Source organism: Aliisedimentitalea scapharcae (genome assembly GCF_045277565.1).
In the GTDB taxonomy this organism is placed as follows: domain Bacteria; phylum Pseudomonadota; class Alphaproteobacteria; order Rhodobacterales; family Rhodobacteraceae; genus Aliisedimentitalea; species Aliisedimentitalea scapharcae.
Map to the genome: position 1 here is coordinate 4,031,304 of NZ_CP123584.1, position 23,697 is coordinate 4,055,000.

General features: G+C 56.3%; 20 protein-coding genes and 2 rRNA genes (1 of these 22 cut by a window edge). 7 read left to right on the forward strand and 15 right to left on the reverse strand.

What is annotated here, in order from left to right; all coding sequences use genetic code 11:
* Positions 1-272 precede the first annotated feature (272 nt).
* From QEZ52_RS18780 to QEZ52_RS18790, 3 genes are all read left to right on the forward strand, one after another.
* Complete coding sequence (locus tag QEZ52_RS18780) at positions 273-971, forward strand: GntR family transcriptional regulator (protein ID WP_406646069.1); 699 nt, start codon at positions 273-275, stop codon at positions 969-971.
* Positions 968-2,155, forward strand: a complete 1,188-nt coding sequence (gene argE / locus QEZ52_RS18785) for an acetylornithine deacetylase (RefSeq protein ID WP_406646071.1) — start codon at positions 968-970, stop codon at positions 2,153-2,155. The genes QEZ52_RS18780 and argE overlap by 4 nt, the downstream gene beginning before the upstream one ends.
* 214 nt (positions 2,156-2,369) lie before the next feature.
* Positions 2,370-3,746 (forward strand): aspartate aminotransferase family protein, encoded by a 1,377-nt coding sequence (locus QEZ52_RS18790; RefSeq protein WP_406646073.1) that lies wholly within the window; start codon positions 2,370-2,372, stop codon positions 3,744-3,746.
* Positions 3,747-3,967: 221 nt separating this feature from the next.
* Here the strand turns inward: QEZ52_RS18790 and QEZ52_RS18795 are convergent, their stop codons facing one another.
* The 13 genes from QEZ52_RS18795 to QEZ52_RS18855 form a co-directional block, all read right to left on the reverse strand.
* Positions 3,968-4,417, reverse strand: a complete 450-nt coding sequence (locus QEZ52_RS18795; RefSeq protein WP_406646075.1) for a CoxG family protein — start codon at positions 4,415-4,417, stop codon at positions 3,968-3,970.
* A gap of 248 nt (positions 4,418-4,665) precedes the next feature.
* Complete coding sequence (locus QEZ52_RS18800) at positions 4,666-5,454, reverse strand: XdhC family protein (RefSeq protein ID WP_406646078.1); 789 nt, start codon at positions 5,452-5,454, stop codon at positions 4,666-4,668.
* Between the two features lie 11 nt (positions 5,455-5,465).
* On the reverse strand, positions 5,466-6,653 hold the full coding sequence (locus QEZ52_RS18805) for a vWA domain-containing protein (protein ID WP_406646080.1): 1,188 nt from the start codon (positions 6,651-6,653) through the stop codon (positions 5,466-5,468).
* Complete coding sequence (locus QEZ52_RS18810) at positions 6,650-7,516, reverse strand: AAA family ATPase (protein ID WP_406650569.1); 867 nt, start codon at positions 7,514-7,516, stop codon at positions 6,650-6,652. Before QEZ52_RS18810 ends, QEZ52_RS18805 begins: the two co-directional genes overlap by 4 nt.
* Positions 7,517-7,630: 114 nt before the next feature.
* On the reverse strand, positions 7,631-10,048 hold the full coding sequence (locus tag QEZ52_RS18815; RefSeq protein WP_406646082.1) for an aerobic carbon-monoxide dehydrogenase large subunit: 2,418 nt from the start codon (positions 10,046-10,048) through the stop codon (positions 7,631-7,633).
* The gene (locus QEZ52_RS18820) at positions 10,045-10,539 is read right to left on the reverse strand and encodes a (2Fe-2S)-binding protein (protein WP_406646084.1); all 495 of its coding nucleotides are present in this window, start codon (positions 10,537-10,539) and stop codon (positions 10,045-10,047) included. Before QEZ52_RS18820 ends, QEZ52_RS18815 begins: the two co-directional genes overlap by 4 nt.
* 12 nt (positions 10,540-10,551) lie before the next feature.
* A complete protein-coding gene (locus QEZ52_RS18825) occupies positions 10,552-11,406 on the reverse strand; it encodes a xanthine dehydrogenase family protein subunit M (protein WP_406646087.1) in 855 nt (284 codons plus the stop codon).
* Between the two features lie 137 nt (positions 11,407-11,543).
* Positions 11,544-12,656: an MHYT domain-containing protein gene (locus tag QEZ52_RS18830; protein ID WP_406646089.1), complete on the reverse strand. Its 1,113-nt coding sequence runs from the start codon at positions 12,654-12,656 to the stop codon at positions 11,544-11,546.
* A 130-nt stretch (positions 12,657-12,786) separates the two neighbouring features.
* Entirely contained in the window at positions 12,787-13,158 is a 372-nt protein-coding gene (locus tag QEZ52_RS18835; RefSeq protein WP_406646091.1) for a hypothetical protein, read from the reverse strand.
* A 4-nt stretch (positions 13,159-13,162) separates the two neighbouring features.
* Positions 13,163-14,395: an ArnT family glycosyltransferase gene (locus QEZ52_RS18840; protein WP_406646093.1), complete on the reverse strand. Its 1,233-nt coding sequence runs from the start codon at positions 14,393-14,395 to the stop codon at positions 13,163-13,165.
* The gene (locus tag QEZ52_RS18845) at positions 14,392-15,873 is read right to left on the reverse strand and encodes a UbiA family prenyltransferase (protein ID WP_406646095.1); all 1,482 of its coding nucleotides are present in this window, start codon (positions 15,871-15,873) and stop codon (positions 14,392-14,394) included. The genes QEZ52_RS18840 and QEZ52_RS18845 overlap by 4 nt, the downstream gene beginning before the upstream one ends.
* Positions 15,874-15,930: 57 nt before the next feature.
* A complete protein-coding gene (locus tag QEZ52_RS18850; protein ID WP_406646097.1) occupies positions 15,931-16,860 on the reverse strand; it encodes a hypothetical protein in 930 nt (309 codons plus the stop codon).
* 370 nt (positions 16,861-17,230) lie between these two features.
* Positions 17,231-17,845: a hypothetical protein gene (locus tag QEZ52_RS18855; protein ID WP_406646099.1), complete on the reverse strand. Its 615-nt coding sequence runs from the start codon at positions 17,843-17,845 to the stop codon at positions 17,231-17,233.
* A 477-nt stretch (positions 17,846-18,322) separates the two neighbouring features.
* Between QEZ52_RS18855 and QEZ52_RS18860 the strand changes: the two genes are divergently transcribed.
* The 4 genes from QEZ52_RS18860 (at position 18,323) to tnpC (ending at position 21,248) form a co-directional block, all read left to right on the forward strand.
* The gene (locus QEZ52_RS18860) at positions 18,323-18,571 is read left to right on the forward strand and encodes a hypothetical protein (RefSeq protein WP_406646101.1); all 249 of its coding nucleotides are present in this window, start codon (positions 18,323-18,325) and stop codon (positions 18,569-18,571) included.
* Between the two features lie 284 nt (positions 18,572-18,855).
* On the forward strand, positions 18,856-19,287 hold the full coding sequence (tnpA, locus tag QEZ52_RS18865; RefSeq protein ID WP_316300517.1) for an IS66-like element accessory protein TnpA: 432 nt from the start codon (positions 18,856-18,858) through the stop codon (positions 19,285-19,287).
* A complete protein-coding gene (gene tnpB, locus QEZ52_RS18870) occupies positions 19,284-19,637 on the forward strand; it encodes an IS66 family insertion sequence element accessory protein TnpB (RefSeq protein ID WP_316300519.1) in 354 nt (117 codons plus the stop codon). Before tnpA ends, tnpB begins: the two co-directional genes overlap by 4 nt.
* A gap of 123 nt (positions 19,638-19,760) precedes the next feature.
* Positions 19,761-21,248 carry an IS66 family transposase gene (gene tnpC, locus QEZ52_RS18875; protein ID WP_406650379.1) on the forward strand — a complete coding sequence of 496 codons (1,488 nt, stop codon included), beginning with the start codon at positions 19,761-19,763 and terminating at the stop codon, positions 21,246-21,248.
* Between the two features lie 183 nt (positions 21,249-21,431).
* Here the strand turns inward: tnpC and rrf are convergent.
* Both rrf and QEZ52_RS18885 read right to left on the reverse strand, forming a co-directional pair.
* Positions 21,432-21,546, reverse strand: a 5S ribosomal RNA gene (gene rrf, locus QEZ52_RS18880).
* Positions 21,547-21,772: 226 nt separating this feature from the next.
* Positions 21,773-23,697 (reverse strand): 23S ribosomal RNA (locus QEZ52_RS18885) (it continues 903 nt past the right edge of the window).

A 23,697-nucleotide genomic window follows, 5' to 3' on the forward strand; every position in this document is an offset into this window, starting at 1 on the left:
CGACACGGCGACGTCATGGTGTCACGGGATGACATCACGATGTGGCGGGGTCACGTTCAACATTCGCTGGCTCTCCACATTCACCTCGCAATCGAACCACATAGAAACCGATGCGCAACAAGCTTTGCCAAAGGTAAAATCATGGTCCAGACAATCTGTATACAGGTTGATCTTAGCAACATTCACACCTATTGATTTGCAAGTCACCGCAGAATCGAACCTGAACGGCGCACCACAAAAGCTGTGCAACCCGTTTTGCCAAGGAGCCTGACGTGCAAGAACTGCGCCAAATGCAATTGCCCGCTGTCGAAGATGAAACAGGAAACGAGCGATTTGAACGTATTTTCTGCACATTGCGCGACCGCATTTGCCTGTTGCGCTATCGTCCCGGCACAGTTCTGAGCGAAGGGACGCTGGCCAAGGAATTCGGGATCAGCCGGACGCCGATCAAACGGGTCTTTAACAAGCTAGAGTTTATGGGGCTGGTGCAGATTAAAAACGGCGTCGGCACGATCGTGACTGACATTGATCTCTACACCTTCAAGGAAACCTATGATCTGCGCAAACGGCTGGCCGCGATGATGGGTGAACTGTCGCCGGTCGAAATCACATCTGCGCATTTGGCCAGGATTGATCAGATCATTGCGGATACCAAAGATCTGGAATCCGACAGGGGCAATTTCGGCGCATTGGCGTTGGTCGCAAACGACCTGCAACACCTGTTGTCAGATCTGACCGGTAATACGCCGCTGCGCGAAGTGATCGAATTGCTGTATTACCGCGTGGCCCGGATCTGGTACACGTTTTTGCCCCAGTTCGGCTGGGACGACGTGTTTGCAGGACAGCTCAACGAGCTGTTGGAAATTCGCGCCGCGATGGCGCTAAACGACATTCGCGGCGTCGGGGAATACCGCAGCAAAGATCTGCAACGCATGATGACTTTGCTGGGCCGCTCCATGGTAGAATCATGACCCATACGTTGACCGGGCCGTCACCAGATCTGCTGGAAGAAACCATCGAAATTCTGCGAAACCTCGTTGGTTTTGACAGCATCTCGGGCAGATCGACCCACCCGATCCTCGGCTATGTCCGGGACTATTTGGCAGCCCATGGCGTTGAAACCACGCTGAGCTATGACGATACAGGCGAGCGGGCCAATCTTTTTGCGACAATCGGTCCGCAAATAGACGGCGGTGTTGTTCTGAATGGCCACACAGACGTCGTTCCCGTCGATGGCCAGGTCTGGGCCACTGATCCCTTTGTTCTGACCCGCATGGGCAACCAGTTGTTTGGCCGTGGGTCGGTCGATATGAAGGGATTTTTGGCCTGTGTTCTGGCCTCGGTTCCAGTCTTTCAGGCCGCCGAATTGAAACACCCCATCCACATCGCTTTTTCCTATGACGAAGAAATCGGTGGATTGGGTATGCCGGTTCTCTTGGATGCGATGGCGGGCGAAACCTATCGTCCCGAGGTCGTTATCGTTGGAGAGCCAACAAATATGACCATCGTGACCGGCCACAAGGGCGGGTATGAAATGCGCACCGAAGTCATCGGTCACGCGGTGCATTCCTGTGACCCGACCAAAGGCGCAAACGCGATCAATGCCGCGACGAAGTTGATCGCCAAGATTGAAGAAATGGGGACAAACCGCGCGGCCCATCCGATTGCCAACTCGGCCTTTGACCCGGCCTACCCGACATTCAACATCGGTACAATCGAAGGTGGTGCTGCGCGCAACGCCACCGCCGGTTGGTGCAATTTCAAATGGGAATACCGCCCGATGCCCGGCGAAGACGGCGCAGCAGTGATTACAGAAGTCGCGGAATTCGCCGAGACCGAAATCCTGCCTGCCCTGCGCGCCATCGCACCCGACACCGACATTCGGATCATCACGGAAACCGCCGTTCCGCCGCTGGACGATCGCAATGCAGCCAAAGCCGCCGAATTTGTCAGCGCTCTTACCGGCATCAATGACACCCGCGTCGTGTCCTTTGGCACCGACGCAGGATATTTCAGCGACGCCGCATATTCGACTGTTGTTTTTGGTCCCGGCGACATCAATCGCGCGCACAAGCCGGATGAATTCATCACCGTGGAAGAACTGACCGAAGGGCTCGATTTCCTGAAACGCCTGTCTGACCGACTGTCACAGTGAAAACCGGGCAATCCATGCAGCCGCATTTTTCCTTGCCCGTTCTTCACAAGGCCCATTGCAAGAATGGTAATTCGCACCTGGCGCGATCCAAGGCGATGTCGCCGCAAACCTGTTCGTTACCTAACTGTTTTGAATGCGCGATGACCGTGTCTTTTGATCGCAGTAGCCACCTGATTGCCAAATACCCCAACACCCCGGACCTGAGGAGAGATAGATGTTGAAGAACGATCAACTGGATCAATGGGATCGCGAGAATTTCTTTCACCCATCGACCCATCTTGCGGATTTTGCCCGCGGGGATCTGCCCAACCGGATTGTCACGGGCGGCAGCGGTGTCTATATTGAAGACCGCGACGGCACCCGCCTGTTGGATGGGTTTGCCGGGCTGTATTGCGTGAACGTCGGCTATGGCCGAACCGAGATTTCAGACGCCATTGCTGCCCAGGCCCAGGAACTGGCATACTACCACTCCTATGTCGGTCATGGCACAGAGGCTTCAATCACCCTGGCCAAGATGATCCTGGACCGGGCTCCGTCCAATATGTCCAAGGTCTATTTTGGCTTGTCCGGCTCGGACGCCAATGAAACCAACATCAAACTGATCTGGTATTACAACAATATCCTGGGTCGCCCCGAAAAGAAGAAGATCATCTCGCGCTGGCGAGGTTATCACGGGTCGGGGTTGATGACCGGATCGCTGACCGGGCTTGAACTGTTTCACAAGAAGTTCGACCTGCCGCTGGCGCAGGTGATCCACACCGAAGCGCCCTATTACTATCGCCGCCCGGACGCCACAATGAGCGAAGAGGAGTTCAGCGCCCATTGCGCCACCGAGTTGGACAAGATGATCCAGGCCGAAGGCCCCGACACAATTGCCGCCTTTATAGGCGAGCCGGTTTTGGGCACCGGCGGCATTGTCCCGCCGCCTGCCGGATATTGGGCGGCGATTCAGGATGTGCTGAAAAAATATGACATCCTTCTGATCGCAGATGAAGTGGTCACCGGATTTGGTCGATTGGGCAGCACGTTCGGGTCGCAACACTATGGGATCGAACCGGACATCATCACCATCGCCAAGGGGCTGACATCTGCCTATGCGCCTTTGTCCGGCTCCATCGTCTCCGACAGGGTCTGGAAGGTACTCGAAGATGGGACCGATGCCTTTGGTCCCATTGGCCATGGCTGGACCTATTCCGCCCACCCGATCTGCGCCGCAGCCGGCGTAGCCAATCTGAAATTGATCGACGATATGGGATTGGTTGAAAACGCCGCTACGGTGGGTGCCTATTTGAATGCCCAGATGAAAAAGGCACTGGCCGAGCATCCGAATGTCGGTGAAATCCGCGGCGAAGGTATGCTGTGCGCTGTTGAACTCACAGCTGATCGCAAAAGCCGCGCACCTTTGGATGCAGGGCTCAAAGCGGGCCCATCGGTTGTGAGCGGAATGCTGAAACGCGGCGTGATCGCACGGGCCATGCCACAGGGGGATATCATAGGTCTGGCCCCGCCGATGTGCCTGACACGGGCGGAAGCAGATGTGATTGTCAACACTACAGCCGACGCCCTGAACGATGTCCTGCCAACAACATGACCCATACGCTGGCCCGCCCTTTGGTGGGCCAACGTAGTCTGTGGTGACCGGGTCAGCCGTGCCCCAGCACATGATCGCGCTATTTCAGAGGCACCCTGAACAACATGACAGGCCGCTTCCCATTCATTGCGCCCTACACGCTGGGGATCGGCTGTCTTCCAACCAGATATACAACACGGAAAACAAACGCAGGGATAAGTACACGCGCCTACTTCCGGCGGTCAGGCATCAACCGTCTCGACCACTTCTGCAAACGTCTTAAAGAATTTTGCGGCCAGTTTCTTGGCTGTGCTTTGGATCAAACGCCCGCCAAGCTGGGCAAGCTTACCACCGATCTCCGCCTTGGCTTCATATTTCAGAATGGTCGCGCCACCGACCTCTTGGAGCGTGACATCAGCACCGCCCTTGGCATGTCCGGCGGTTCCACCATTGCCCTGCCCGGTCAGGGAAAACGCATTGGGCGCTCCCGAGGTGTCAAGCTCAACATTCCCACTGAACCGTGCCTTGACGGGTCCGACTTTCAGCACGACCTTGGCTTCCAGCTCTGTATCTGAGTGTTTGATCAACTCTTCGCATCCCGGGATACACTGCTGCAACACCTCCGGGTTGTTCAAAGCCTCATAAACAACTGAAATCGGGGCATTGATTGTGATTTCGTCTGTCAATTCCATCTGGGTGTCCTTCTTAGCAACAGGGGAATTTTACGTTCGCCAAAACCTCTGCCTGTTCGGCTGTCAGAGGTTTTGATTTGAGTTTTTTGAACACGCTCAACAGGATTTTTCGCATGAGTGAATAGCCCTCCTGAATGACAGGACATGGTGGACGTCCTGCGATAATTTCGGTTTCGTGGGACCGGTTGATGGGAGCGATCGGCACTGTATCACCGTGCGGTGGAGCCAAAACGAAGAATGCCAACACCCTATGCATCGGCCCCCCCAGCACCACGCAGGTGGCCACGCCGCACCTGTGTCAGCTGTGCCAGGATCGACAGCGCAATTTCATCCGGTGTCACAGCACCGATGTGCAATCCTGCGGGGGCCTGGACCTCTGCGAGCGCCTTTCGCGGAATTCCTTCTGCGATCAACTGGTCTGCCAGGACCGCAAACTTGCGTCGGCTCCCGACAAACGCAATGAATTGGGCTGACGCTGCAAGCGCGCTGCGCAGACTGTCAAGATCACCCTGTCCCTGTGTCGCCACAACGACCATTCGATTTTGGAATCCGGGGTGTTCCGGCGCGGCAGGTGTGGTTGGCGAGACCGCAACAGTCCACTGGAACTGCTCGGCCAAATTGCCCAGCGCGCGCGCGACCGGAGATTGGCCAAAAATCACCAATTCAGGCTGTGGCAGAACCGTTTCTACAAAGATATCAATTGACCCTTTGGACGGGCAACCATTGCGGGCGAACCGTACCCCATCGACATCTTCGCCAGCGACAATTCCCTTTTCTTCCAGCACATCCTGCGGATGCAGCGAAATCAACTGTGGCTTGCCCTCGGCCACGGCCCGCGCAGCGGCCTTGGCCAGAGCCCCTTTTACACACCCACCGCCAATCCAGCCTTGCAGGATCGTTCCGTCTGCATCCAAAATCGCCTTGGCACCGGGTTTCGCAGCGGTTGCTCCGACGGTGCGAATGACTGTGGCAATAGCAAATGGTTTCCGTTCGGCCCGCATCTTGCGCGCCAAGGTGCCAATATCGGTATCTGTCATCTCTGCCGGGGTCATATCTTTACCAGCTCCGGTTCCAATGCGGCCAAGTCGGCCAAAGTATTCGCCGCTTGAAACAGGTCGAGATGCGGCAGCGCCGCCGCCATCCCGCGCGCCACTGGCTCATACCCCTCCCATCCTTTGAGGGGGTTCAGCCAGATGATCTTGCATCCGCGTTTCTTCAGCGCCGCCAGAGCCGTGCCAATCTGATCAGATCCCGCCGAGTCGTAGCCGTCCGACAGGATCAGAACCACGGTTCGTCCATCCACAAACCGGCGCGCATAGCTGCGCGAGAACAACGACAGCGATGCGCCAATCTGTGATCCGCCGCCAAACCCTTCTGCCAGCAGTGACAATCGCCCCAACGCACGCAGGGTATCCTTGTCCCGCAAAGCATCGGTTATGCGGACGAGACGGGTGTGGAACAGATAGGCATCACATGCATCATCCGCCCGCATAAGCCCCATGATAAAGGCCAGAAAAATTCGCGAATACACAGTCATCGACCCAGAGACATCGCAAATGGCCGTGATTTTCAAAGGCCTGTCCGGGCGACGTTTCTTAGGCAGAACCACAGGTTCTCCCCCGGTCGACAGACTATGGCGGATCAGCTTGCGAAAATGAATCTGATCGCCCTTTTGCGCCTGTTTGCGACGACGCGACCGTTTGTGTCGCAGCGCCGCCCCCCAGCTTTGGGCCAGCACTTCGGCCTCGGCAATGTCGCTCGGCTCGACCAGATCACGCAAATCTCTCTTGAGCACCGAATGACCGGTGCTCGCCACTAGCGTCCCCACGCCGTCTGCGTCGCTATCCGCATCTCCGGTCTCTGGCGAGGTCGCCCTGCCCTTCCTCTCACTGCGAGCCAAGTCACCGCTCTTGCGCGAGGAGGTCACGCCTTGTGCCCCTGCGGACGCAGATTGTACCGGAACCGTTTTTTCCGCGACGCGCCCCCCGTTTAACCAATAGGCATCAAAGAGGTCATCAAACCGGGTATAGTCGTCTGCCGTGCCGGTACAAACTGCACGCAGCACGCGACGAACCTGACGCGGATTGGCGGCCTGCACACAGGCCAACGCCCTGAGCGCAAGAGCCCCATCGCTCACACCGACTCTCTGGCCGTTGGCACGCAAATGGGCCATGAACCCAATCATCCGTGCCGCTGGCCCCGGATCTCGGGCAGCAAATTTTGTCACCCTGCTCATGCTGCTTTTCCCGCCAGCCGCTGGGCAATTTCCGGTGTGATATTGTAGCGATCGGATTCGGTTTTCAAAAGCGTGGCGAGTGTCGCTTGCAAGACTATGGGATCATGGCTGAGGTCCGCGATCCCCAGCCCCATGAGCGCCGCAGCAAAATCCAGCATTTCGGCCACTCCCGGGTTCTTTTCCAGATCCTCCTGGCGCAGGGATTGCACAAACCCGATGATTTGTCGGGCCAACCGGACTTCAATTTCGGGGCAACGAGTCTTGAGAATGGCCAGCTCGGTCTCGCGATCCGGGTAGGCGACATGCGCATACAGGCAACGTCGGCGCAACGCATCGCTCAAGTCCCGGGTTCCGTTCGACGTCAGAACGACAATCGGGCGCGAGACCGCCGTTAGCGTACCCAGCTCTGGAATAGTAATTTGGAAATCCGACAGGATTTCTAGCAGATAGGCCTCGAACTCCTCATCGGCGCGATCTATCTCGTCAATCAACAACACTGGCGGCTGATCCTGGCGGATTGCCTTGAGCAAAGGGCGCTGCAACAGGAAGTCTTCAGAAAAAATCCGGTCTTCAACCGCTTTGCCAGTCTCACCGGCCTCGGCAGCCGCCCGGATCGTCAAAAGCTGACGCTGATAATTCCATTCATAAATCGCCTGCGCTGCATCCAGTCCTTCGTAGCATTGCAAGCGGATCAATTGCGTGTCGCGAACCGCAGCCAAAGCCAACGCGATTTCGGTCTTGCCGACACCGGCAGCCCCTTCGAGCAACAATGGTCGCTCCAAGGCCAGAGCCAGATGCACAGCCATCGCCAAATCATCCGATGTGACATAGCCGACCTTGGCCAGCTGCTTTTGCAGGTCCATGTAAGTCAATGCGATGATCCCGTTTCTTTCAGATCGAAGATGCAAGTGGGCGGGAGCCCGGAGAGGGATACCCCCCTCCGGACGGTTTGGCCGGCAACACCGGCACCAAATGCGTTAGTCGTGCAATCCTAGATCATTGGCAGTCTGCCAGATCCGCCAATGATCGTGCGGCATATTGGTATGCGTCAGTCCAAAGGCACGGAACGCATCCTGAACCGCATTGGAGAAACACGGAACACCACCCACATGAGGGCTCTCGCCAACGCCTTTGGCCCCGATCGGGTGGTGTGGGCTGGGTGTGACCGTGTGGTCGGTTTCATAATTGGGCACTTCCCACGCTGTCGGCAGAAAGAAATCCATCAAAGACCCGGTCTTGCAATTTCCCAGATCGTCATAGGCGATCTCCTGCCCCAGAGCGACAGCCAGCGCTTCGGTCAACCCACCGTGGATCTGCCCTTCGATGATCATCGGGTTGATGCGTGTGCCGCAGTCGTCCAGCGCATAGAATCTGCGGATTTCCGGCACACCGGTGTCAACGTCAATGTCCATCACACAGACGTAGGCCCCAAACGGATAGGTCATATTGGGTGGGTCATAATAGCTGACAGCCTCCAATCCCGGCTCCAACCCCGGGATCGCCTGATTGTAGGACGCAAAGGCAATGTCCTTCATGGTCTTAAAGCGTTCCGGAGCTCCTTTGACGACAAACCGATCAACGTCGAATTCCACATCGTCGTCGTGAACTTCGAGCAGATAGGCTGCGATCATTTGCGCCTTGGCCCGGATCTTGCGCCCGACCATGGCCGCCGCCGCGCCCGCGACCGGGGTTGACCGTGACCCGTAGGTTCCCAACCCATATGGCGCGGTGTCGGTGTCACCTTCTTCGATGGTGATACTGTCTGCCGACAACCCGATTTCGCTGGCCAGAATCTGTGCGAATGTCGTTGCGTGCCCCTGACCTTGGGAAATCGTGCCAAGACGCGCAATCGCCGATCCGGTCGGGTGGATGCGGATTTCACAACTGTCAAACATCCCCATACCCAGAATATCACAGTTTTTAACCGGACCTGCGCCGACGATTTCAGTGAAATGCGTCAGACCGATGCCCATCAGCTTGCGGGTTTTCCCGGCCTTAAAGTCCTCGACCCGTTGCGCCTGTTCCGCGCGCAACCCGTCATAGTCCACCGCTTTCATCGCTTTGTCCCAGGCGGTGTGGTAATCTCCACTGTCATATTCCCAACCCAGCGCGGCCTTGTAGGGGAATTGATCCTTTCGGATAAAGTTGATCCGGCGCAGCTCGGCCGCATCCATGTTCAACTTGATCGCCAGAACTTCGATCATGCGTTCTATGAAATACACCGCTTCGGTCACGCGGAAAGAACATCGATAGCTAACGCCCCCAGGAGCCTTGTTGGTGTAAACCCCATCTACGGCCAGATAGGCGACTGGAATGTCATAAGACCCTGTGCAGATATTCATGAACCCGGCCGGGAATTTGGTTGGGTCCGCACAGGCATCGAAACCACCGTGATCCGCCGTCACATGACAATGCAGCCCGGTGATCTTACCGTCCCTGGTGGCGCTGATCTTGCCCGTCATGTGATAATCGCGCGCGAAAGCCGTGGTCATCAGATTTTCCATGCGATCTTCGACCCATTTCACCGGCTTTCCGGTGACGATCGAAGCCACGACAGAACAGACGTACCCGGAATAGGCCCCCACCTTGTTGCCAAAGCCACCGCCAATGTCCGGAGACACAACACGAATATTGTGCTCCTCGATGCCCGAGATCAGCGACACCACCGTGCGGATCGCATGCGGAGCCTGAAAGGTTCCGTACAGGGTCAGCTTGCCGTTCACCGCATCCATCGACGCCACGGCCCCGCATGTCTCCAGCGGACAGGGATGCGTCCGGTGATAATACATGCTTTCACTTGCAACCACCTCGGCATTGTCCAACACTTGGTTGGTGGCGGCCTCGTCACCTGCTTCCCAGGTAAAGATATGGTTATGATGCCTGCGCGGCCCATGCGCACCCTCTGTCTGACCGGCCAGGTCTTCGCGCAGGACCACATCTGATTTCAACGCTTCGAACGGGTTGGTCAGAACCGGTAGTTCTTCGTATTCGACCTCGATCAGTTCCACGGCATCAGCTGCGATATAGCGGTCATTGGCCACGACAAAGGCCACTTCCTGTCCTTGAAACAGCACCTTGCCATCCGCCAATACCATCTGTTTGTCACCCGCCAGTGTGGGCATCCAATGCAACCCCAATGGAGCCAGGTCCTCTGCGGTCAGAACGGCAACAACACCAGGCAGCGCCAAAGCGGCTTCTTTGTTGACCGAAACAACACGCGCATGGGCATAGGGGGAGCGCACGAAATCTCCGTGCAGCATGTTGGGCAGTTTGATGTCATCGACATAATTGCCTTTGCCTTGGGTAAATCGGGCATCTTCAACGCGTTTTCGCGAACAGCCCAACCCCTTGAGATTGGCAGAGCGTTCTTTTTGGTCAGGCGTCATATCATTCATTCTGCAGCCTCCTTGCTGGCGTTCAATTCGCTCGCGGCCGCGAGAATGGATTTGACGATGTTCTGATAGCCTGTGCAGCGGCAAATATTCCCGGCCATGCCAAAGCGAACCTCTTCTTCGGTGGGAGACGGGTTTTCTTCCAGCAATTTTGTTGCCCGGATGATCATGCCCGGCGTGCAGAACCCACATTGCAATCCGTGGTGTTCCCGAAAACTTTCCTGAAGCACATGCAGCGCACCGGGGTTGCCGATACCTTCGATGGTGGTAATTTCCGCACCATTGGCCTGGGCCACATACATGGTGCAGGATTTCACCGATTTTCCATCAACAGTCACCGTACAGGCCCCGCAGTGCGACGTGTCGCAACCCACATGCGGACCGGTCAGGTTCAGTTTCTCGCGTAGCGCATAAATCAACAGTTCGCGCGGCTCGGCCAGGAATTCGTGGTCCTCGCCATTTACGTTCAGTTTGACGTGCATTTTGTCTGACATTGTGTTGGTCCCTTATGCCCGATCCCAGGCGCGCTGGATCGCACGCGCCAGAATGATCCCGGCCACATGGCGCTTGAACGCAACAGGGCCACGGTTGTCTTCGACCGGGTCGATATCTCCCAGCATTGCTGCAACGGCGGCCTTTACGGCCAGCTCATCACAGGGTGTCCCAACCAACGCAGCAGCGGCATCCGCAGACCAGATCGGAACGTCGCTGAGATTGGTCATCGCGATCGAGGCCGACGTAATCTGACCGGCGCTCTTCTGGATCTGAACGGCGGCGGCTGCGGTCGCGTAATCACCGATTTTGCGCTTTTGTTTCTCGTAGGCGTACCCGCCTTGCGGGATGTCAAAGCTGATCGCGGTCAGAACTTCGTCGTCCTCTCGTTCCGTCATATAGGCGGCTTGGTAATACTCACGTGCCGCAACGCTACGGGGACCCCCGGGACCGATCAGCGCGATCTGGGCATCCAGACACTGCATCAATCCGGGCATATCATTGCCCGGGTCCCCATTTGCGACATTGCCGCCAACGGTCCCCATGTAGCGGACCTGGGGATCTGCAATCTGAAGCGCCGCTTCGCGCAGAATTGGGGCGCTTTCTGTCAGCTCCTGATGGTTGATCAGGTCATGTTGCGTCACCAAAGCACCCAGTGTTATGCGCCCGTTTTGAATGGTGATCCCGTCCAGACCCTGGACATCCTGAAGGTCGATCAGATGCGGTATCTCGGCCATCCTCAACTTCATCATGGGGATCAGGCTGTGCCCTCCTGCCATCACACGGGCATCATCACCGTGCTGCTCCAAAAGAGCGATCACGTCGCCCATATTCGTGGGTCGATGATAATCGAACGCCGCTGGTATCATTGCTGGTCCTCCCTGCCATGCTTGGTCTGGCTTGGGTCACAGGAAGGAATGCAACAGGCAGCCGCGGCTACCGGATTTCAGTGAAAAGAGCGGTTTTCTGCACGAAATGCGAATAACGGTGCACGAACTGCGCTGCGTTATATTCCCAACGCCTCGCGCACAATCGGCAGGCGTGATCGGCTGACCGGAGCTTTTTCGACGCTGGCGATCCTGAAGTAACAGACACCGTTGTCCTTTAGCCGTTCAAAGCTGGACACAAAGGCAGGATTAACCAAATAGCTGCGGTGGGTCTTGATGAACGCACCCGGGATCAGCCGTTTTTCCGCTTCGGTGATCGACCATACACAGAACAGTTTTTCACCCGCCGTGTACAAATGTGTATAGTGCCCTTCAGCACGGATCAGCGCGACATCGGCCGTGTCCACAAACCGGGTATGGCCGTCCTGTTCGTATGGTATCTGTGTCGCGCGTGGCGTCAGAGCCGGTTGTTCCGGAACAATCGGTTCGGGATCAGCCGTGGGCGCGGGGGCCGTGGTTTGCGGCGTCAGAAACGTAATCCCCGTCAACAGGAACGCCCCACACAAGACAAAGCTGCTGAGAACAACACCGATGGCCATGACATCATTGCCGATCAACGGGCCGACTTCGGTCGCGGTCTCGACCGGGATGAAATTGGTTCCCCAAAGCGCAATGAAATGCACCGTGAACACGGCAACCCCAAAAACCACGGTTCCCAAAATGATGTTCCGGTCAGTGCGCTGCCCATAGGCAATCGAAAAGGCCGCAATATTCAGCGCACAGGACGACAAGATCGCCAACGTGACTCCGGTCGGCGTATAGAGCGCTCTGCACAGCTCCAGCCCCGCCATGCCGATATAATGCATCGCGAGCACCCCAAGCCCAACAATGACCCCTGACAACACCAAAGTGGCCCGGGTCCGTTTCCAGAAATGCAGGATCAGCAGGGCGATGCCGACAACCAGAATGGCCACCAAAGCCGACGCCAATGTGATCGCGGCATCGTAATAGAAGAGAATTGGCATCTGCAGACCCAACATGGCAACAAAATGCATCGACCAGATGCCGCCTCCCAATGCCAAGGAGGCGAGCGCGACCAGGATCTTCCTGTGCGGCACGCTACGTTCGGACAGGCCCTTGGTCAGGGACAATCCGGTAAAGCCGGCAATCAGCGCAACAAATAGCGACGCCAACACCAGCCCGTTGTTATGGGAATAGTCCAACAACTCCATGGTGTGTGTCTAACGAGACCGATAATTCCGATCAAGTTAAACCCATGACAGTATTGTCAACATAACCGTGTTCGACCTCCGCGCCGCTCATGCAATCGCGAACAGCGGTGCCGAACCGTTGGGCCGCATTTCAGCTTCCGGTTTCCGCGAACGCAGACACACATAACCCGAGGATGATCAATGTCAGGCCTGCGATACGCAGCGACGATATCTGTTCGCTATGGGCCAGCGCGCCGATTACGGTCAACGCAACCATCGCAAGTGCAGTGATTGCAGTATATGTCATGCTCAGCGAATACACCCGTATCGCCGCCATGAAGGCCCCGATCAGCGTGACCGCGCTGACCACAGCCAACCACATCCAGACCGATTGCAGCAGGCTCAACACCAATGGCCACGCCCCCGAAAGGTCCAACATGCGGCTGGCTTTTCTGAGGCATAAATTCAAGACCACATTCGACGTGGCGGCAAGCGCGATAAGAGCCCAGTGACCAAGCATCATAGTTTCACTTCCTGTTCGCAGTGGACCCCAACTGCACGACGATACTGCCAACCGTTACGGCAGCGAAGACCGCCAGAAAAGGCACACTGGGCATGTGATAGCGATCCGACACAACGATCATTGCGTGAACGGCAGTGAAATAGCCCAACAGGGCAGTTGCCGGATGAAATATCGCAGACACATACCCCTCGCGCCTTCCGACGATAAACAGACCGCAGAGTGCACCAGTCAATACCAGGTACCAATACCCGCTCGCGGTCAACTTCAACAGGTACACAGTTTTGGCCCCATACAGACGTTCGATCGCCTGTTGGTTCCAAACAACACCAATGGTTTCATTCTTGTGCAGCAGGACCGCTTTCTTCAGACTACGCTTTGCCGTACCCCAAGGATCGCTGGCCATGTAGGTCACAGCCTTTTCCTTTAGATACTCACCGCGTTCGATCTCGCTCATCTCTCGGACTTCGGGTGGCAAGGGTTTGTATCCACCATCACTGTCTGGGTTATTGCCCATCCACAGATTGGCACCGAAGTTCGTCGAAACCAGCTCTCTCTCACCCAGAACTTGGCGGTTGCGTTCGCTCCATGGTGCGACAGTTGCAACGATCAGGACGATAACAGCACCAGCGCGAACCATGCTGCGTGCAAGGGGCAAGATCCCGCGCGGGACATCGACCAGCGCCAGCGCAACCGGAGCCAAAAGAATAACCGGGCGAACATAACAGGCCGCTCCCCACAGCAAACCACACAAGACAAGATCCACAAATTGCCGATCCCCGTCAGGGCGCTTCCAAAAGAACAGCCCCCCAAGGCAAAATGCGAGAAAGAACAGTTCGCTGGCTATCGTCGTGGTAAACATGATCAGGTTCGGCCAAAACGCCACGATCGCCATCGCAGCCAGCCCGGCAACGCCGCCAAACCAACGCATCGCGAGCCTTTGTGTCAAGACGATGATTGCGCCTCCGGCAATCAGGTTAAAGACCACGACGCTCCAATAGCTGCCCCCGGTCAGGGCATAACCAGCAGCGACAATGGCAGATGTCCCAACCGGCCAATACGCACTTGGCTCATCAGGGGTCCAGCCATAGACGCCATAGGCAACGATATTGCGGGCAAAAACATCATAGGCATGGGCGTCCGAAATCGGTTCGACCGGCACCATCAATGCCCAGATCAGCCTCAGCCCCATTCCGAAAATCAACAATATCCAGAAAATGCGAGTTTGCGCAGGCTTCATGAGCTCACACCCGCGGCGGCTAAAACAATCAGAACCACAGTCAACAAGCCACTGACCAAACTGATACGGTCCCGCATCGAAAACACCACAGGGTCATCATGCATGAAACCACGCGCGGTCAAAAACTGCATTCTCCCTAGCCAGAAGAACAGAATTGGGCAGACACCCCAAAGCAGATCCGGCTGCGCATATTGCTGCCGCACGGCGTCATCTTCGGCATATAACGCGAACACCAGAACCGCAGCCTGGGCCGCCGATATCGACATCGCCCGCAGAATTGGCAAATCGACCACCAACAGGTTGCGCCCTTTGGTTTTCTCGCCACCGCTCTGCGCCAGATCCTCGAGTTCAGCCTGACGTTTGATGGTCGCGAGCGAGAAGAAAAGAAACATCGAAAAAGTCAGCAACCAGGGCGACAATACGATTCCGGTTGCCGCAGCACCTGCAACGATCCGCAGGGTATACAGTGCAGCGAGAACGATGACATCAATCATCAATTTGCGCTTCAACCAGAATGAATAGGCAAACGTCAGAGCCACGTAGAGAACCAGCACCAAAGCAAACCACCCCGGAAGAACGGCCGCAGCAATCCCAAAGGCACTCGGTAGCAACACGGCCGCCGCCGCCAACCCAAACGACACAGGCAGTGTTCCAGCCGCCAGCGGTCGCATCCGTTTTCGCGGATGGGCGCGGTCGGCCGCCAGATCAATCAGGTCATTGATCAAATAGGCCGCAGACGCCGCCATACAAAAGCAAATCATTGCGACAATCGCAGGCAACACCAATGCCGCGTCTTGTGCTGTCAGAACCGGCAACAGGATCAAGGCGTTCTTGGCCCATTGATGGGGCCGCATCGCCCTGAACAAAGCCGATAATTTGGATGTCGATGCAGCGCCAACTGGTTCCAGGTCGATGCCCTGTGCGGCGGCCACCCGCTCGAGCCCGCCATTCGGGCTGACGGCCAAGGCCCGGCGCGCACCTTTCCAGACCGGCAAATCGGTCTTGTGGTCTCCGATATAATCATACCCACCCTGGCCAAAGCGTTCGATCAGAAAGCGTGCTTTGTTTCCACCGCCCAGGTTGGTCGCACCCTCATCGGCGGCCTGCGAAGGAAGCGTCCCCCCAGTTCCAACAGCGTCATCGAAACAATCCAAATGATTGGCGACAGCGTCAACCTGACGTTGATGGGAGGCCGAGACCAACAAGATCGTTCTTCCTTGCGATTTGGCCGTCTGGATCTGCTCAATGACATCAGCATTATACGGCAGGCTTGCCGCGTCTGAAATCCGATGAAAAGCAAGATGTTCCTTGAAGGCCGCCTTGCCCTGGAGGAGCCAACCTGGCAGCTGAAACAACGTCTGCTGGCCATGTCCCAGCATTCCAACAATCGTTTCATGGAGCGTATCGCTGCGGCAGAGTGTGCCGTCAAGATCAACGATCAACGGAATGTTGCGATCGGGAGTATCCAGATTTTTCAATTTGCCCACCCGGTTGAAATCGCTTTCATAATCTGGATTTTCGCTTTCAATGCAAGATTAACCGGGAAACCCATCGCTCGGGAAACGCATCAACACGTCCAAAACCAGATCCTGCATCCATTTGGCTTGGACCTTGTCCGGGCCACCTCTGGCTGGCACCCCCTGCGGGAGACCACGCGGATCCTGTTTGTAAATCACCGAAAAATGTGCCAAGGCAATGAGATAGCTGCCCATTTCATTGAGGTGAATACTGTCTTCGAACAGTTGTGAGATATGGGTAATTCCCGGAGCAATCCCGGCTTTGATGTCATCATATGCAGCCGCCATGATCAAAGGTCCGGGGATCATCACCATGTCGACAGCAGCATCAGGTTTGTTGGTGTTGACGTGATCAAGGATCTTTTGCCAGCGGCGCTGTTCCAGCGGCAACCGTTCCCTGAAGGTCAGATGACCTTCGATGTCGTTATAAGGATTGTCAAAGTCAGGGCCGCTGATGACATCAACCCAGGTGGCATACAGGATTGTGTGGGCTCCGCGACCATTTCCACCGTGTTGCCAGGCGTGCTCGAACCATCGAAGCCCCCAGTCCGATGAATTATGCCATTCGACGGTCCCGGACAAAGGCGCACGTTCCGTGATCACCAGAACGTCATAACCCCCGATCACCTCGGGTTGGCGAATGTCTGGATTGGCCGGATGTGACCAGCGCCAGTCCATCGGGCTTCCGGGGATGGTAGATGCATCTATCGTCGCCGCGCGCCGCCCAGAGAACCTGACAAAACTCCGCAAGGGATCAATGATGCTGTCGGTCAGACTGTGACCTGACTGAACCACTCTGGGCCATTGCGTTTTTTGCTCGGCCTCAACCTGGGCCGCCGCGATGAGATACAACAACAGCCCGCACGCAATGATACGCAGGGACCCTGTCCAGGCACCCGTTCTGGGCCATTTGGTCTCGTTCACGCAGGCAAAGTTTGGTCGGGTCATCAGCGCACTCCAGTTCACAGAAAGTCAGACAACTGGGTGTACAAGGCAACCCTTTAGGGCCTGACAAGCTGTAGACAGGACCCGTCAGGCCAAAATCATCGACAATCACACCGATCAACCCGGATTTGTTCCGGATTTTCCCCGAAGAACTCTTGCTGCTTTTGGGCGGGATATACCGTTCCAAAGCTTGGAGTTGGGCCACTTGCCACCCTCACGTGCGTGGCGATGGCAAGCGTGTAGGCGCAGATGTTGACCAACCGTTACAGGCCCGGCAGATGCGGTCGCTGCACTGAATTGGCCGGATGACCCACACTATTTTGAGCCCAATCGCCCTGGAATCGCATGTGCCAGTTTCCTGCTTGGCAGCTGATCAACCCGCATAGCGGAATATGTTGCGAAAATCCAAATCGATATCCTGCACCACGTCGTTGTATTCTTTGCTTTCCCGCAAGGCATTGTAGGTTTTTTCAATTGCTTCCATGGAGGGGTAGCCCACGCCCAACAATCTCCGTCCAGCCGCGTTTCCTGTCATGATCGTTCCGTACCGAAGGAACATCGCACCATTTTCTTCGAAACACGGAATAACCGGCTTCATCTTTTCCAACATCAAATCAGCAGATCCAAACCGGGTCAGAACCCCATATGCCGGAAGCTCCGTAGATGAATTGTCGAGCCCGATTTCTTCCATCTTGATGATGTTGCGCAGGGTGACAGCGATTTGGCCGCTTCCAATCAGATCCTTGTAGGCGTCCGACGTGCCGTAAACGCCAAAGGCCCGATCAATGCCATTCAATTCATCATAACCCTGGAACAAGATCAGACTGCCAGCGTGTTCACCTGTGCTGACAACACCATATCTTGCCATGACCGCCCCGGCCTGCCCCTTTAATTCAGTCACCAGATTTCCAACATGCGCCAGAGCCTGATCCAAATAGGCCGGCGCGCAACTGGCGACGGTGACCATAATATAATTCAGTTTAGACATTATACTCTCCCAAAATTTTTCCCGGCTTTTCAGCCGGACCAAATACTCGGGTGTCCGCCCATAATGCGGCCTCAGGAAACCAACCGTCTCTTGCCGTAACTCAAAGATTTCGCGGTTTATCACCGGCATCTTACCAAATACAGGCCAACCCGTCGCCCTCTAAATTGAATGTCCTCATATCACTGCCTCGCCAGATCATGTCGACAAATGGCGAAACCCTTTCTTATGCTGTCATTGATTTTTGTTTGTATTTTTTTTGTGTCGTTTGGAGATTTTATTTGAGGCGCATTCGGGCACGTTGGGGTCTGAGGTTTTATTGCTGTCTTGGGTTATGTTTGGGTGGCTTTGCGTCTCGTATTCGCAAGTTTTTGACCCAAATTCACCGGCATTGGGGCGATGGGGCGCGCATATTGGTGTCATCAGACACGGAGCGGGCCGCAGATCGGTCACACCGCTCACAGGGAAAGGACCCAGATCATGTTCACAAAAGCCACCTTCGCCGCCGTCGCCGTTGCGCTCACCGCCTCTCTGGCTTCCGCTTCGACCGCGCCGATGCCCGTCCTGGAGACGGGAATGATGCCCGCGAGTTCCAGCTATGAGGTTGCCGACACACGCGGCATGGACAACCGCCAGGACCGCCGGGGCGATCGCCAGGATTGCCGTCAATCCGAAGGTGCCGGGCACGACAAACGCGACTGCAAGCAGGACGCCCGCCAGGCGGGATAATCCCTCAGAGACAATCAATCCTCGGTTTTCGCACCGGATGAGCCAAGCTCGTCCGGTGCGATGGGTTTGAGGCCACGATTTTGTCACCGCATCCTGAGCCCACCGAATTTCCCGAAGGTTTCAGCCCTGTTCCTTGACCCTCTGAATGATCTGCTCGCCGATGTCTCCCACCTTCATTTCTCCGTCCTGTGGTTGGGCGGTAAGCGTTTCCTGGCCCGCACCTTCCCAATTCTCACCTGACCTGAGATTTCGCACCTGACGGAGATTAGGGCAGGAGTTTCGCGATGGCGACTACGGTGGAGTTTCTCAGGGACTACGGGGTGGACATACGGACCAATGGTCAGCGACGCTGGCCGGATGAGGTCAAGGCGCGGATCGTGGCTGAGAGCTTGAAGCCTGGGGCGACAGTGAACGGGGTTGCTGCCCGGTATGGGCTTCGGGCGAACCATTTATCGGAATGGCGCAGTCGGGCGCGCGATGGCAGGTTGGTTTTGCCCGCAGTTGAAGACGATGACTTTTGTTTTGCGTCGATTGTAGTGGCGGATGATGGCGGCGATGCTCCTGTGCCAGTAGCGTCTGCACATCTGGCCAAGTCTGACGTTGCACCATCTGGTCCTATCGAGATTTGCATCGGCCAGGTGACAATCCGGCTTGATGGCGCCACAGGGGCTGCGCGGGTTGGTGAGATTGTACGGGCGATCGGTGCGCGGCCATGATGTTCCCGTCCAATCGGGTGCGGGTTCTGGTCTCGACGCAGCCTGTGGACTTCAGGAAGGGTCATGATGGCCTGGCCGCGCTCGTGTCATCAGTGCTGCGCAAGGATCCGTTCACCGGCACAGTGTTTGTGTTCCGCTCACGCCGGGCGGATCGGCTAAAGCTTTTGTATTGGGACGGCACCGGTCTGGTAATGGCGTATAAGCGGCTGGAGGATTCGACCTTCACCTGGCCCGCGATCAAGGCTGGGATAATGGCGCTGAACCATGCCCAATTCGAGGCGCTGTTTGCAGGTCTGGACTGGCGGAAGGTAAAGGCGCTGGAGAGGCGCCCACCATCTGCGGCAGAGTGAATCAACCGCCTGGTTTTGCGTGTTTTTACTGGGGCTTTGTGGTAGCTCTGGCCTATGCAAACAGCCCCCATTCTTGATCTTTCTGCCATCCCGGTTTTGCAGCGCGCAGCGGTTCTGGCATTGATGGATGAGGTGACAGCGCTGAAGGATATCACCAAGCGGCAGGAACATCTGATCGCTGAACTGAACCACGCCCTGCATGGCAAACGGTCAGAGAAGCTGTCCGAGGATGAGCGACAACTGGCGTTCGAGGATCTGTCCATCGCGCTGGCCGAGGTCGAGGCGGAAAAAGAAAAACAGGCCGCCAAAGCGGGCGACGGGACGGCCAAACCGTCGCCCAAGCGCACCATCGGCAACCTTCCCGCTGCGCTGCCGCGCATCGAAGAGGTCATCGAACCTGACAGCCTGATCTGCCCATGCGGCTGCGGTGTCATGCACAGAATTGGCGAAGACCGCAGCGAGCGGCTGGACATCGTGCCTGCCCAGCTGCGCGTCATCGTCACCGTGCGCCCGAAGTATGCCTGCCGGACCTGCACCGACGGGGTCACCCAGGCATCAGCGCCATCGCATCTGATCATGGGCGGCCTGCCGACCGAGGCCACCATCGCTCATGTGCTGGTCAGCAAATATGCGGACCATCTTCCCTTATACCGCCAGAGCCAAATACTGGCGCGCGCAGGGCTTGATCTGCACCGCGCGGTGCTGGCCGATTGGGTCGGAAAAGCGGCGTTCCATTTGAAGCCGGTTGTCGACCGGCTGGCCGACCATCTGAAACGATCCGGCAAGCTGTTCATGGACGAGACAACGGCTCCGGTGCTGGACCCGGGGCGCGGAAAGACAAAGACCGGGTATCTTTGGGCGTTGGCTCGCGACGACCGAGCTTGGGGCGGTGAGGACCCGCCCGGCGTGGTTTACTTCTATGCCCCGGGTCGTGCGGGTGAGAATGCCGAAACCTTCCTCACCGGCTTCGATGGCATCCTGCAGATCGACGGGTATCAGGGCTATAATCGGTTGACCAAACCTTCGCGCAAGGGTGGTACGCCCATTCGGGTGGCCCATTGCTGGGCGCATGCGCGCCGCAAGCTCAAAGAAGTCTTCGACCGCGACGGATCAGAGATCGCCGCAGAAGGGCTGCACCGGATCGCCGAATTTTACGCCGTCGAGGCCGATATCCGCGGTATCTCGCCCGGCCAGAGATTATCAGCCCGTCAGGCCCGCACCGCGCCGCTGGTCGCAGCCTTCGGCGACTGGCTTCAGGCGCAACGCCGCAAAGTCTCCAGTAAATCCCGGCTCGGCGAAAAGCTGACCTACATCCATAACCATTGGAATGGGCTGCAAACCTTCCTGACCGATGGCCGCGTCGAGATCGACAACAACCGCGTCGAAAACCTCATCCGCCCCATCGCCCTCAATCGCAAAAACGCGCTCTTCGCCGGCCACGACGAAGGCGGCATCGCATGGGGCCGCATCGCCTCGCTGATAGAGACCTGCAAGATCAACGGCGTCGAACCCTTCGCCTATCTCAAGGCCACCCTCTCAGCAATCGCCAACGGCCACCCGCAAAGCCGCCTTGACGACCTTCTGCCGTGGAAATTTGCGCCGTCAAGCTAATCCGCTGGTGCCATCCAGCTAACGCTTACGTTGGGCGGAGGTTACACAAAGCTGGAGGCGTTTCAGGGCCACACGTCAATTTTGTCGATGACATATCGACTTGCGAGCTATTTAGTTTGTCTGGTGTTTTTTGTTGGGTGTGTGTTTTGGATCGAATTGAGAGATTTTGTGAGTATTTATTAGGTTTGGCGGTGACCTACTCTCCCACGACTTAAGTCGCAGTACCATTGGCGCTTCGGTGCTTAACTTCCGGGTTCGGGATGGGACCGGGTGTTTCACTCGTGCTATGACCACCAAACCGAATAAATACTCACTGTCCGCTCTGGGACAGTGAGAGTGACAGACAGCGTTTTCCAAAGGAAAGCGCGTTGTCACCCATTCATTGTCAGAGCGGATAGAGATCAATCAACATTGTGCTGTCCAAGCCAAGATTTTTTGGGGCTGTATGCTTTTGTTTGGTTCCAGTTTTGTTGGCCTATTGCGCGGAGCGCTACATGAGGCCAGCAGTCTTACTTTTACTGGATCAAATCAAGCCTATCGGACCATTAGTACCAGTCAACTGAACATGTTACCATGCTTACATCTCTGGCCTATCGACGAGGTGGTCTACCTCGGTCCTCAGGGATACCTTGTTTTGAGGGGGGCTTCCCGCTTAGATGCCTTCAGCGGTTATCCTGTCCGAACATAGCTACCCAGCACTGCCGTTGGCACGACAACTGGTCCACCAGTGGTTCGTTCACCCCGGTCCTCTCGTACTAGGGGCAACTCCTCTCAAGTATCCTACACCCACGGCAGATAGGGACCGAACTGTCTCACGACGTTCTAAACCCAGCTCACGTACCTCTTTAAACGGCGAACAGCCGTACCCTTGGGACCTGCTCCAGCCCCAGGATGAGATGAGCCGACATCGAGGTGCCAAACACTGCCGTCGATATGGACTCTTGGGCAGTATCAGCCTGTTATCCCCGGCGTACCTTTTATCCGTTGAGCGATGGCCCTTCCACTCGGGACCACCGGATCACTATGGCCGTCTTTCGACTCTGCTCGACTTGTCAGTCTCGCAGTCAGGCTGGCTTCTGCCATTGCACTCAACGAGCGATTTCCGACCGCTCTGAGCCAACCTTCGCGCGCCTCCGTTACGCTTTAGGAGGCGACCGCCCCAGTCAAACTACCCGCCACACAGGGTCCCGGATCCGGATAACGGACCGCGGTTAGACATCAAGCAGAGCAAGGGTGGTATCTCAAGGGAGGCTCCACAGAGACTTGCGTCTCTGCTTCAAAGCCCACCACCTATCCTGCACATGCTCGGCCTAATGCCAATGTGAAGCTGTAGTAAAGGTGCACGGGGTCTTTCCGTCTAACCGCGGGAAGCCTGCATCTTGACAGGCAATTCAATTTCGCTGAGTCTATGTTGGAGACAGCGGGGAAGTCGTTACGCCATTCGTGCAGGTCGGAACTTACCCGACAAGGAATTTCGCTACCTTAGGACCGTTATAGTTACGGCCGCCGTTTACCTGGGCTTCAATTCAGAGCTCTCACCCCTCCTTTTAACCTTCAGGCACCGGGCAGGCGTCAGACCCTATACGTCGTCTTGCGACTTCGCAGAGCCCTGTGTTTTTAATAAACAGTCGCCACCCCCTGGTTTGTGCCCCCAGCCCCTAGTTGCCTAGGAACCGGGCCTCCTTCTCGCGAACTTACGGAGGTATTTTGCCGAGTTCCTTCAACATAGTTCTCTCAAGCGCCTTGGTATTCTCTACCAGTCCACCTGTGTCGGTTTAGGGTACGATCTTATAGGAGGGCTATTTCCAGGAACCTCTCAGCAGCCCATTCAATCCGATAAGGATGAACTACCTTCGAGATCCGTCACCACTCCATGGCCCAGGAATATTAACCTGGTTCCCATCGACTACGCCTTTCGGCCTCGCCTTAGGGGTCGGCTTACCCTGCTCAGATTAGCTTTAAGCAGGAACCCTTGGACTTTCGGCGAGAGTGTCTCTCACACTCTTTGTCGCTACTCATGTCATCATTCTCACTAGTGATCTCTCCACGGGATCGCTCACGCGCCCGCTTCATCGAAAGCCTCTCTCCTCCAATACTCCCGAAGGAGTTAAGGAGGAATGAGACTATGTCACACTACGCTCTGCTACCATGCACAATGTGCATCCTAGACTTCGGCTCATGGCTTGAGCCCCGTTACATCTTCGCCGCAGGACAACTTGATTAGACCAGTGAGCTGTTACGCTATCTTTAAAGGATGGCTGCTTCTAAGCCAACCTCCTGGTTGTTTTGGTCGTCCCACCTGCTTTCCCACTTAGCCATGAATTAGGGGCCTTAGTCGTAGGTCAGGGTTGTTTCCCTCTCCACTACGGACGTTAGCATCCGCAGTGTGTCTGCCATCTAGTACTCCCCGGTATTCGGAGTTTGGTTAGGATCAGTAAGCCTGTGGGGC